Genomic DNA, 12,626 nt, shown 5'->3' with positions numbered 1-12,626 from the left:
AGTAAAAATCCTTGTGAATTTTAACAATTATTCATTCTTTTTAATAAGTTATGCAAACTTTAAACACCTGTAAGTTCACACCTTATTCACACCTTTCGTCCCATAGTACCGACTGACAACACCAAAGGATTTGGGTCAGGCACAGGACGTGATGCGGTTTTTTCCAGAGACAATTTACTGGCGTCTCGTAAGCCCGATTCTTGTCGTGGGTCTTCTTCTTGTTGCATTGATAAGTCTTATCGTCCCGACCATGACGGAGCAGACAGCCACCCGCGCGGCTCTGTTGCATGGAACGGAGTTGCTGCTGCATACCCGGGACCGGCTGGAAAACAGCATCCAGAGCGGTACGACGAAAAGCGCATCCGAAATCCTGGCGGAGCTTCCTGAATATTCAGTCTCAAAGGCGGATTTTCTGACCATTCAGGCCAAGGACTTCAACAGCGGGACGAACATCGTACCTGACAGTTTCCAGCGGGAAGCATGGTCCACCCTGACCGGCAACAGCAATGATGTTCATTCCGAATTGAACGTGATTGGCAGCCGGTATATCTACCGGATTGCGACGAAGGACCGTGTGCTGGGAAGTCTGCTTGAAATCAGGCTTGACGTAACGCGGAACTTTCAGGGCAACTCTTTTCCAACCTGGGCTCTGATTGCCGGCGTTCTCGCTGGAATACTGATGCTGCTTCTTTGCGCTCACCTGGGAGCCAGGGCACTCGCCGACCCTTTACAGACCCTGGCATTGGCGTTTCGGTCTCTCTCGGAAAAGGGTGACCTGTCCGCAGGCAGCCACGTCAGTCCCACAAGCGCCCAGGAAATCCGTCGCCTCACCAAGGCCTTCCAGCTTTTTCGGGAGCGGGAGAAAGACAGGCATGACCTGACAGATGAAATCAAACGCCTTGCCTTTTTTGACCCCCTGACCGGGCTCGCCAACCGCACACGGTTTCTGCACCACCTCAAGCATCACCTGGATGAAACACGCGAGATGACGATCTCTCCGATGGTCGTCCTCTTTGATATTGATCGTTATCGGGACATCAACGACACCTTTGGTCATGAGGCAGGCGACGCCGTCCTTCGCGTCTTGGCTGACCGTCTGCGAACCCTTGATGCTGCCCATGTCCGGGCGGCCCGTTACGGCGAAGACACCTTTGCTCTTCTGTGCCTCATCGAATGGGGCCAGTCCGAAGATGAGCGGATGAAACTGGTTGAGAGGGTCAGGTCGCTTCTCAGCCATCGTATTCACTACGATCATCAGAGCATCCAGCTCACAGCCTGTTTTGGCCTCTCCTGGGCTCCGGATCACGGCTCCCATGCGGATGCCCTGATCACCGCAGCCCATATCGCACTGGATAAAGCCAAGTGCCAGGGCCGCGACAGCGCCATGTCCTATTCGCGCGAGCTGGCCAACGAGGCACAGAACCGTATTACGATCGTCCAGGACCTCAAGTCAGCCCTGAACCAGCGCCGTCTACAGCCATTTTTCCAACCGCAGTTTGACATTGCCAGCGGTCGTCTGATCGGTGCTGAGGCTCTGATCCGCTGGCCTCGCTTTGACGGTACATTCGTGCCGCCGGGTGTGTTCATTCCTGTCGCGGAACAGGCACAGCTGATCACACCCATCGGTCAGTTCATGATTGATCAGGTCTGTGCATCTGCAGCTCAGTGGCAGGCACAGGGCGTCAAGGTTCCCCGACTGGCCATCAACATCTCGGCGCTCCATTTTGCTGAGGAGAATGTGGCAGATGCCGTCAAGCAAGCCATTGCCCGCCACGAAATCCCCGCAGAACTGCTGGAAATCGAGATCACCGAAAGCGCCATGAGCCAACGGATTGAAACGGTGATGGACAGCCTGAGCGAGCTTCAGAAGCTCGGCGTTGAAATCGCTCTGGATGATTTCGGCACCGGCTATTCGTCACTGAGCTATCTGCAGCAATTGCCATTGAACAGGTTGAAAATTGACCAATCCTTCATCAAGGAGATGAGCAGCTCGCGCAGCGCCCAGATTGTCAAGACCATCATCGGTCTTGGCCGCAGCATGAACCTGTCCGTTCTTGCCGAAGGCATTGAAAATGAAGCCCAGGCTGATCATCTTCTGGAACTCGGATGTCGGGAGGGACAAGGGTATCACTTCGCCAAGCCGATGCCGCCGGACGAATTCCTCGCCTTCATTCAGGATGAGCAGATGCGGGATGCAGACAGCCAGGCTGACCTGGTACGCCAGATCAAGTCCGTTTCTCCGCACATGTCAGCAGTGAACGGTCGATAACGCGCAGAGCCGCTATTTCTGCCGCGTCCAGACCTGTCCCCTGCAGATCAGACCACCCAGGACACAGCCAGACACTTTCAGCTTGCCCGCTCCCTGTTCGACCATCTTGGCTGAGTACCAGCGATCATCGTCCGGAGCATAGATCTGCCCGCCGGAATAGGTCTTGCCGTCCTTCTTCATATCCTTGACGATGACAAGACCGATCCTTGGTTTTTTACCGATTGCCCCAACAATCTTACCGCAATACTGGCTGCCACATTTATGGATCTGAACAATACCGATCGCCCCGTCCTTGCCCTTTTCAGTGCGCCATACACCTGTGGCATCAGCTTGCGCCGATGATGACACAGCCATGAGAATTGCTGCGGCAAGGGATATACGCCAGTGAATGGTCATTCTTTCGTCCTCCCGAGGCATACTGGATATACTCAGACGAAGTGTGCCTTTGCTATGCGGTGAGAGCAACCACCTCAACATTAAAGTACCAGACCTTGAACCTGAATTGGCAGCGGTACTTTAAGTTTTTTCTGCGCGAGCTTTTATCTGAAAAGTCGATCAACTTTTCAGAAGCACGCTGTAGGATATGGGCCAAAAGAAAAATGCCGCAGCGGAAGCTGCGGCAAGTTACGTCGTCTAGGGAAAGACGGAAGGGATCAACCTTGGCTTGGTGGCAAGGCCACGAAGGTTCAGGTCGATCACAGGCGATGCAGACTGGGAGAACCACATCGCGAGTGATGGTCTCTTGTAACGCAGCCTCAGACAGGCGACCTTGATTTCGGTCAAATCCGGGTAATTTTGTAGAAAATCGGGGCAATTCTGCCCCAATGCGTTCTGCAGGATCAGAACTGCATCCTTACACCACCAATCAGCGTATGGGTCTCGCTGTCAGATGCGAAATCACCCTGATATTGCAGATGGCCTGTCATGCTGTCTGTGAAATTGGCGGCAAACCCGGTCGTCAGGGATAGCAGATCCTGGGATGGTGCCAGCCCCTGCACGGTGAAGGCACCACCACCGCCAGCAAGCGACAAAGACGTTTCAGGGGTATCGTCATTGAAGCGATGGACCCAGGCAGCTCCAATACTCGGAACAATGAATTGCTCTGCAATTTCCCAGACCGTGGCAACACGGAAACCGATCGTACTTTCAACCTGGCTGAAGGTCTCTGACTCACCGGACAGAGTTGTTACTCCACCACCTGATTCCGTGAAGGATTCCGTATAGGTCCAGCTGCCGCGCATACCCACATAGGGCTGGAACGTGATGTTATCGCCAGCAAGATAAATACCCGCTTCGACACCACCGATCAGGCTGTGTGCTCCATAATCCGCTTCGGCATCAAAGGTCTGCAAGCCGACAGTAACCGTCCGCTCCGTCCCGATATCGTGATACACGTAGTTGGCCGATGCATCCACGTACCAGTCAATGGCGTCATAGGACGCATAAAAGCCCCCTGCAAAGCTGTCCACATCAGCACGTGCCGAAACCCCTTCAACCCGGTTGGATGAACGGTAGTATCCCGCAGAAAGGCCCAGTCGCCAATTCTCGAGAGAGACAATATCAACCCCGGCGGTGCCACCGCCATAATAGCTCTCAACACCCTGGCTCGTGGCGGTGCCATCCTGCTGGCTGTACCCCCCGAGAAAAGCCGCCCAGGCCTGCCTTGGAGCCGGCGGCAAGGTTTCTGTATCAAGAGCCTGACTACCAGTAAGGCTATCAAAGGCAGAGGCCAGATCATTCTGTTTGCTCTGCTCTTTCTTCTGCTTCTGGGCATAGGACAATTGTGAGGCCAGGGCAGAAGGGCTTGCGGTCAATGCATTCTGCGACAGGGTGCTGCCTGTCACACCAAGCAAGTCACCCACCCGACGTCCAGCGCCGATTGTAGCTCCCAGTGTGACGCTTGCGATATCAGCCGCTACGGTCTGAACATCGGCGTTTGCCTCACCAGCCAGATCATCAAACAGCTCGCGAACCTCTCCCTCGGAGAGAACAATCACACTCGCAATAAATGCCTGCTCGTCCGGGTCTGTACTGTTGAGAAAGGAATCCAGAATACCAGCACCAACAAGCTGGTTCTCACCCTGAGCAAAGCTCGAGAATGTGTTGCTATTACGGGTCAGCGTCAGATCCACATCATTGCCATCACCACCGGCAAAGTTGAAGCTTGTGTCAAAGAATGCGGGGCTATCGATAACACCGGCAAACATCCCGTTCACAGGATCCGTCAAGTCGTTCTCAATGATCGTGTAGGTGTTGGTGAACCCGGGAGCAGTACAGGCCAGACACGGATCCAGAATAAGGACACCAACATTGGCACCGTTCAGGCTGACCGTGCCATTCACGACAGCCTTGTTGGATGTGGTTTCATTGATCTCGACAATAAACACCGATCCCGGCTGCAAAGTCAGATCGCCTGTTGCAAGCGCCCCGCTGGTCGCACCCACAGGCCCGCCTGTTACAAAGGTTGTACCATTAACACCGCCCGGAACGAAGAAGCCGCCACTGGCGACAGAAACCGCCTGATTAATCTGCCCGTTTCCACTCAGCAATGCTCCCGCCTGCACCTCAACATCTGAGGATGACAGCAACCCGGTGACCGAAAGCTGCCCTTCCTGAACAAATGTGGTGCCGGTAATTGAATTATCGCCAGGCAGAACAAGCGTTCCCTCACCCGTTTTCACGAAGTCGCCCGAACCTGTCAGATTTGCAAACAGGGTCCGTGTTCCGAAAGCCTGCTCGAACGTGACAGTGTCTACATCAAAATCAGCATTCCCCAAAAGGCCGGAGGCATCCCGGACTTCCAGAAACCCGCCATCGGTAAATTCGGCTGTCTCACCGGTAATGCTTATCCCACCGGGAAACCCGGCTGCAGGAACGTCACCTCTCAGCAGCGCATTATCCGTTACTTCCAGATTACCGGAAATTGTCAGAAGGCCCGGCACCGGCCCCGTGGTCGTTGATGTATCAATGACGGAATCGGAAATCAGGATATCGCCGAAACCTGTGCCCGTTGTTGTGACACTGGTTGCTGTCACATTCGCAGTCCCATTCCCACCACGGGCAACCAGATTCACCCGTCCGTTATTGACCCGGATCCGAGCATCATCACGAATCGTAATCTCATCAGAAACGAGGCTGAACTGGCCAAACGCCAGATTGATGCGGCTTCCGTCAACGGTGATCTCGCTTTCGTCTCCGGAGAACTCGACCTGACCGATCATCGCTGAAGAGGTCGCATCACCAGCCGCAGGTAATGCCGAAAACTGGGCACCGTCCGGGAATGTAAGCCTATCAGCAGTGACTAGGAATACATCATCACTGACATTAAAGCTCACATCAGACTTAAGCAGAAAACCACTTTCATTGAGCAGCAGCAGACTGCCATTCGGCACTGAATTGACGATCTGGCCATTGAGAACGGACTGCTCGCCGCCAGTTACCCGCGTTATGACATCCGTGATAGGAGGATTGCCCGTGAACGTCACCGTCTGCCCGGACGAGACATCAAACTCCGAAAAGCTATGGAACAGCGCCCCGCCGTTGACCACCCCCAGACTGGAGGGAACCATCACTGTGGATCCGGACAGGGACTGGGCGATACCACCAAGAGAACCATCCGTCTCAACATCAGCAAGCGCGGGCGCACTGAAAAAAGCCACGGAGCTCATCAAGGATCGAAAAACAGAAGCTGACAACCGATGCGAACGCGTCATTTCAAAAGCTACAAACCAATTTACACTTAAGAAAACATATCAGACGGAGAAATATTCGATAACACATTTTTAACGAAAACAACAAAACCCATACACATATTTTATGGCGAAATAGTGCCGTTTCTCAAAGCGCTGGAAATGCAATCCTTCGTAAGATAGCAGCACATTCTGAAGTGCAGGAGTTGTTTATTACAATCCTTGGATACCGCATGAAACGATCCGTTGCCTGATAAAAAAATCTCCCCGTTTTCGGGGAGATCTGAATGCACAGGCAGAACCCGCTCATCGTTACCTCAGAGCCTTCATCACCGACTTCATATCACCCGCAGCATCAATGATCATGTCCCGGGTTGCAGGCATACCCATATCGATAATGCGCCGTGAGGCCATATGATCTCCAGCCCGGTTGATGGTTTCGGCCGCAGCAAATGTTCCGTCCGCATCGAAATGGACCACCAGAAGACCACCGTCCTCATAAGAGCCGAAACTGACCTTCTCTCCGCCGTCCGGCAGAAGTCCGGCAATCTGTAACTTTGCATCAAACTGGTCAGACCAGAACCACGGCAACGCTCCGTAGGAGACATCCTTGCCAAGAATGCTGTCTGCCACAATGCGGGCCTGATCGATGGCATTCTGAACAGATTCAAGACGCAAAAGCGCATCATAACGGCCATGTTTCAGCCGCGTGCAATCACCCATGGCGTAGATGTCAGCATCCGATGTCCGGCAGGACAGGTCCGTTAGAATGCCCCCATCACAGGAGACACCAGCAGCCTGAGCCAGCTCGTCGTTGGGAATAGCACCAATGCCGACAATCACCAGATCAGCGGCAAGCTCGGTACCGTCAGCCAGTGTCACACCCTGAACCTGATGACCATCAGACACCAGACCGCTGACACCGGTATTGAGACGCACATCGATCCCCTGCTGCCGGTGCAGATTGAGAAAAGCCTCCGAGACTTCCTCAGAAACGGCTCGTCCCATCAGCCTCGGGGCAGCTTCAACAACCGTGACGTTCTTGCCGAACCCACGCAGCACTGCAGCAGCTTCAAGACCGATAAAACCACCACCGACAACAACAACATTGTCGATCTGGTCATTCATTGCCTTCATGCGGTCAGCGTCAGCGATATCGCGTACGGTGACCACATTGTCTGCATCCATTCCGTCCATTGGCAGAGGTCGCGGGCGCGCGCCAGTTCCCAGCACAAGCGTATCATAGGAGATGGCCTCTCCCTGATCCGTGGTAATGGTTTTGCTCTCACGGTCGATAGACGCAACCCGGGTGCCCATTTTCATGGTAACACCGGCATCGTCATAATAGGCTGCCGGTCGCAGAACCAGACGATCAACATCCGTCGCGCCTTTGAAATAGTCCTTCGACAGTGGCGGCCTCTGATAAGGCAGCACAGTCTCATCACCCAGAACGGTTATCTCTCCATCATAACCTTCACGATGGAGTTGCTCGACCAAAGTGGCGGCGGCCTGACCCGCACCAACAATCACAAGCTGCTTTGTCATTCCCTGTTTCCAGTCCCCATTACAAATCGGTGTTCCAAGTGTCCGTTTCCGGCATCCGCAGATCGGTCACGCTATCGGTACTCTCTGATAGCCGCCATACCTTTTCCGTCAAATTTGTCGCAGATAGAAAGGTTGCTATCTCTATCTCTCAATTCAATGAGAAATCTATCCAAGCCAGACCCGGCCTGACTGACATTACTTCAGTCAATGCGTGCTTCCGAAAAGTTGACAGACTTTTCGGATAAAAGCTCGCGTGAAAACGATATGCTAAAGCACCTTCGCCGATTCAACATCAAGGTTTGGTGCTTTAATGCGGGTAAAACGCGGCACAGTACTCCCCTGCCACTCGACCGTTTCCATGAACATGTCCATAGGCCGCACCCAGATTTGCCTGTCACCATAGTGCGCCTGATAGACCACATAATCCTCGTGGGTCTCGGAATGGCGCGCAAGCTGAAGGATCGTATAGTCCTTGTTTTTGTAATGCCTGTAGTGACCGCCAACGACAAGAGACATGCCAAACTCCTCAAAACCGGTTTCTTCAAATCCGGACGCACTGCCGGATTACCCCCGAGCATGCAGATGATGACGAGGATCCTTATCAGTCGTCTTTACGCGCAATTTATGTCTGTGAACAGGCAGTAAAGAGGTTATCGGAATACGGTTTGCCTTATGGCTGTATAAATAAAGGCCGAACTTACAGAGCCTTTGGTCAGGCCATTTCATCCAGGATCAGGAAGTCAAGGCGTACTGTGTGAAGCCAGCCGCGCCCGTCACCTGTTGCGGAGCTCATGCGCCGGAGAGGCACCTTGCTGCCACATTGCGTTGGAAGCAGGGTCGCAAGAAGCCGTGTGCCATCTGACTTGCCAGGAATTGTAAAGAGACGATTTTCCGGTGTGCGGCCTGCCATCTGTGACGCGAACTGGTCCAGTCTGCGCCAGTCCCTGTCGGAGAGGTCAACAATGCCACCAATGCAATGGGCTTTTTCCGGGTCTTTCAGCGGCAGCAGCATCGCAAGATCCGGACAATCAGGACAATGTGCAACGCTGTATTGCTGAAGGTCATCGAGATGCTCTTCCAGCTCCCCCGGCCACGTCGCAGTCATTCTCTCTTTCCACCCCAATGCACTTTACTATTTATAGTCCTCTACAACCACACAACCGGCACCTTGTCAATTATTACAGGTTGAACACATCGTTATTTTACGTCAATTTCCGCTACTATAATGAGAAATTTTCGCTGAAATGATGATACACTGCACAATCAGACGCAAAAGAACTCAGCACCCATTCAATCGCAAATGATCAGATTTGATATTAGGGTCAAGACTCATCCCTGACGCCCATTCTGTTCATCAGGGAAGTACAGAATGGGGATCACAAATGAGTCTGAACCCTAATAGCCTCTGGTCAGTCCTTTCGAAACAACCCGGCTGGCTGGCATGGCACCCGCCTCATCCTTCCCGGCACCGACTGCGGTTGATCCGATGTTTTCGGGGTCCACATGGGCGAGGTCGTGGCGGCTGAGATAGGAGACGGCCAGCTCGCGGAACACATAATCCAGGATGGAGGTGGCGTTCTTGATGGCCTCATTGCCCGTCACAAGACCCGCTGGCTCAAAGCGTGTGAACGTGAACGCATCCACATATTCCTCAAGCGGAACCCCGTACTGAAGACCAAGCGAGATCGCAATCGCGAAGTTGTTCATCAGAGACCGGAACGCAGCCCCTTCCTTGTGCATATCGATGAAGATCTCGCCAAGACGGCCATCGTGATACTCACCCGTCCGGAGATACACCTTGTGACCGCCAACAACAGCCTTCTGCGTATAGCCCTTGCGCCGGTGCGGCATCTTCTCACGATCCCCGAGCGGACGCTCAACGACCTTCTCGACAATCTTCTCAACAATCCGCTCAGCCGCAACGGCAGCACGTGCCTGTGCCGGCTTGTCAGCCTGAAGCTGATCCAGAACCTCGTCCTGCTCATCCTCATCATCAGACAAAAGCTGGGCATTCAGAGGCTGGGACAGTTTCGAGCCATCCCGGTACAGGGCATTGGCCTTCAGACCAAGCTTCCACGACAGCATGTAGGAGGCCTTGCAATCCTCAATCGTCGCATCATTCGGCATGTTGATCGTCTTCGAGATCGCACCGGAGATGAACGGCTGGGCCGCAGCCATCATCTGGATGTGGCTCGCGACAGACAGGAACCGCTTGCCCAGACGACCGCACGGATTGGCGCAGTCAAACACCGGCAGATGCTCATCCTTCAGATGCGGCGCACCCTCAAGGGTCATTGCGCCACATACATGGATGTTGGCCACTTCGATCTCGTCTTTCGAGAAGCCGAGCGCCTTCAGCATGTCGAAGTCGGGATCATTCAGCTGCTCGCTGTCAAAGCCCAGCACATCGGTGCAGAAGGCGTCACCAAGAGAGAAGCGGTTGAAGGCGAACTTGATGTCGAACGCGCTGGTCAGCCCGTCTTCCACTGCCTTCAGAGCCTCATCGGTGAAGCCTTTGGCCTTCAGCGCCTCATGGCTGAGGGCATTGCAGCTCTTCAGCGTGCCACGGCCCACCGCGTAGGAGACGATATCCTCAATCTCCTCAGCCGTGTAACCAAGGGTTCTGAGGGCTTCCGGCACCGCCCGGTTGATGATCTTGAAGTAGCCGCCACCGGCCAGCTTCTTGAACTTCACCAGCGCAAAGTCCGGTTCAATCCCCGTGGTATCACAGTCCATCACCAGGCCGATTGTGCCGGTGGGGGCGATAACCGTGGCCTGGGCGTTGCGATAGCCGTGCGCCTCGCCAAGCTCCAGCGCCTTGTCCCAGGCAGCCCGGGCATGCTCCACCAGAGCCTGATCCGGGCAGTTGGCCGCATCCAGCACCACAGGATTGGTGTTCAGAGCCTCATAGCCCCCGGTCTCCCCGTGAGCGGCTCGGCGGTGGTTGCGGATCACCCGCAGCATGCTGTCCGCATTGCGCTCGTAATCCGGGAACGGACCAAGCTCACCCGCCATCTCAGCTGATGTCGCATAGGACACACCCGTCATAACAGCCGTCAAAGCACCACACAACGCACGACCAGCATCTGAATCATAGCTGATACCTGACGTCATGAGGAGCGTACCCAGGTTGGCATAACCGAGACCGAAAACCCTGTAATCGTGAGTTTTCTGCGCGATTGCGGCTGACGGATATTGCGCCATCATGATGGATATCTCGAGAGCAATCGTACTCAGTCTTGTCACATGGTCCAGCGCCTCAAGATTGATGCTGGCATCGGGGCGGCGATATTTCATCAGATTGAGAGAGGCCAGGACACAGCCTGTATCATCCAGAAACTTGAACTCGGAACAGGAGTTCGAGGCCCGGATTTCTCCTGCCACCGGGCAGGTATGCCAGTCATTGATGGTGGTATGGAAATGCAATCCCGGATCAGCGGAAGCCCAGGCCGCATGGCCGATGGAATCCCAGAGATCACCCGCATCAAGAACCCGTGCTACTTCCCCTGTCGTGCGCTCCACGAGCGACCAGGAGCTGCCTGTCTCGACAGCCTTCAGAAACGCATCCGTCACGCGAACGGAATTGTTTGAGTTCTGACCGGAAACCGTCCGGTAAGCTTCTGAATCCCAATCGGTATCAAAAGTGCGAAACTCGATTTTACGGTAGCCCTGACGGGCGAACTGAATGACACGCTGGATGTAGCTGTCGGGCACCATCACCTTGCGTGCAGACCGGATAGCCTGCTTGAGGGCCAGATTTTTCCGGGGGTCGAAACACTCATCCCCCGGTGCAGCACAGTCAGCACAGGCCTGCATAATCGCATTCAGGTGCAGATTGCAGACCTTCGAGCCGGTGACCAGTGCGGCAACCTTCTGCTCTTCACTGACCTTCCAGTTGATGTAGTCCTCGATATCCGGATGGTCGATATCGACCACCACCATCTTGGCGGCCCGGCGGGCATTTCCACCGGCGGCAAACGAGGCTGCAGACCGATCGCCCACATGGAGAAACGGCATCAGACCGGACGCCTTGCCACCGCCGGAAAGAGCTTCACCGGCACCCCGAATATGAGAGAAATTGGCCCCTGTCCCCGCGCCATATTTGAACAGGCGCGCTTCTCTGGTCCACAAGTCCATAATACCGGTGTCATTGACCAGGTCATCTGAGACCGACTGAATGAAACAGGCATGTGGCTGGGGGTGCTCAAAGCCGCTTTCCGAACGGGTCAGTTTTCCAGAGAACGGGTCGACGTAATAATGCCCCTGGCCCGGGCCATCAATACCATAAGCCCAATGCAGGCCTGTGTTGAACCATTGCGGCGAATTGGGTGCCACATACTGGGTGGCAAGCATGTGACAATGTTCGTCGTAGAAAGCCCGCGCATCCTCTTCACTGTCGAAATAACCGCCTTTCCAGCCCCAGTAAGTCCAGGTTCCAGCCAGACGATGGAAAACCTGACGAGCGCAGGTTTCAGGTCCAAAACGGTCCTCTGATTCAAGCTCTGACAGTGCTTCCTGATCCGGCACACTACGCCACAGCCAGGACGGAACGCTGTTCTCCTCAACCGTCTTCAGGCACGCTGGAACACCGGCCTTGCGGAAATATTTCTGCGCAAGAATATCAACTGCAACTGTGCTCCATTTCTCAGGAACTTCAATGTTTTCAAGCTGAAAGACCACAGACCCGTCGGGGTTACGGATCTCACTCCTCGCCGTCTTGAAAGAAACGCCGGAATATGGCGACTGCCCAACTGTCGTAAAAAACCGATTAATACGCATCGGAAGCACCCTCTAGCCCAAGCGGCACTTCCCCTGTCTTCCGACGCAAGTCGGCCCAGAACCTGCCTCCCCGGCCGCCAGGTTCAAGATCAAGAGTGTCTGCCGCAACCAGACTAGGTTAACGCGTCTTAACGTTTGTGAACAGGATGATTAACAAGCTGTTAAAGCTTATAGTTAATAAAAACTTAACAACAATATAAACCACGCAAAGTAAAAGCTTTTTGTGTAAAGCCAAAAATTAACTTTTCCCAAACAGGGGTGGGGATATCTCTCCCCACCCCCACAATCATAGGTAATTCTGACAGGGCGCGTATCTTACCACGGGCGATAAGTGGCGGATTTCT

6 protein-coding genes and 1 pseudogene are annotated in these 12,626 nt (G+C 54.1%); 1 reads left to right on the top strand and 6 read right to left on the bottom strand.

The window, feature by feature from the left end; all coding sequences use genetic code 11:
- The first annotated feature begins 151 nt into the window (after positions 1–151).
- Complete coding sequence (locus RA157_RS11550) at positions 152–2,269, top strand: putative bifunctional diguanylate cyclase/phosphodiesterase (protein ID WP_350333274.1); 2,118 nt, start codon at positions 152–154, stop codon at positions 2,267–2,269.
- 12 nt (positions 2,270–2,281) lie between these two features.
- Here RA157_RS11550 and RA157_RS11545 read toward each other — a convergent pair whose 3' ends face one another.
- The 6 genes and pseudogenes from RA157_RS11545 to RA157_RS11520 all read right to left on the bottom strand — a co-directional run.
- Positions 2,282–2,665, bottom strand: a complete 384-nt coding sequence (locus RA157_RS11545; RefSeq protein WP_350333273.1) for a DUF2147 domain-containing protein — start codon at positions 2,663–2,665, stop codon at positions 2,282–2,284.
- A 443-nt stretch (positions 2,666–3,108) separates the two neighbouring features.
- Positions 3,109–5,928: an autotransporter family protein gene (locus RA157_RS11540; protein WP_350333272.1), complete on the bottom strand. Its 2,820-nt coding sequence runs from the start codon at positions 5,926–5,928 to the stop codon at positions 3,109–3,111.
- A 342-nt stretch (positions 5,929–6,270) separates the two neighbouring features.
- Positions 6,271–7,503: an NAD(P)/FAD-dependent oxidoreductase gene (locus RA157_RS11535; protein ID WP_350333271.1), complete on the bottom strand. Its 1,233-nt coding sequence runs from the start codon at positions 7,501–7,503 to the stop codon at positions 6,271–6,273.
- 267 nt (positions 7,504–7,770) lie between these two features.
- Positions 7,771–8,019: a DUF1653 domain-containing protein gene (locus tag RA157_RS11530; RefSeq protein WP_350333270.1), complete on the bottom strand. Its 249-nt coding sequence runs from the start codon at positions 8,017–8,019 to the stop codon at positions 7,771–7,773.
- Between the two features lie 196 nt (positions 8,020–8,215).
- Complete coding sequence (locus RA157_RS11525; protein ID WP_350333269.1) at positions 8,216–8,608, bottom strand: hypothetical protein; 393 nt, start codon at positions 8,606–8,608, stop codon at positions 8,216–8,218.
- Between the two features lie 293 nt (positions 8,609–8,901).
- Positions 8,902–12,282: pseudogene (locus RA157_RS11520) on the bottom strand (vitamin B12-dependent ribonucleotide reductase); the annotation flags it as partial.
- Positions 12,283–12,626 lie beyond the last annotated feature (344 nt).

The organism is Coralliovum pocilloporae, from assembly GCF_030845175.1.
In the GTDB taxonomy this organism is placed as follows: domain Bacteria; phylum Pseudomonadota; class Alphaproteobacteria; order Rhizobiales; family Cohaesibacteraceae; genus Coralliovum; species Coralliovum pocilloporae.
Note: the sequence above shows the minus strand (reverse complement) of the source record. Positions and strands in the feature narration are given on the sequence as shown.

Excerpts from the sequence above, each read along its gene's own strand:
- RA157_RS11535 (WP_350333271.1), bottom strand. The coding sequence starts at position 7,503 with ATGACAAAGCAGCTTGTGATTGTTGGTGCGGGTCAGGCCGCCGCCACT.
- RA157_RS11550 (WP_350333274.1), top strand. The coding sequence starts at position 152 with ATGCGGTTTTTTCCAGAGACAATTTACTGGCGTCTCGTAAGCCCGATT.
- RA157_RS11525 (WP_350333269.1), bottom strand. The coding sequence starts at position 8,608 with ATGACTGCGACGTGGCCGGGGGAGCTGGAAGAGCATCTCGATGACCTT.
- RA157_RS11530 (WP_350333270.1), bottom strand. The coding sequence starts at position 8,019 with ATGTCTCTTGTCGTTGGCGGTCACTACAGGCATTACAAAAACAAGGAC.
- RA157_RS11545 (WP_350333273.1), bottom strand. The coding sequence starts at position 2,665 with ATGACCATTCACTGGCGTATATCCCTTGCCGCAGCAATTCTCATGGCT.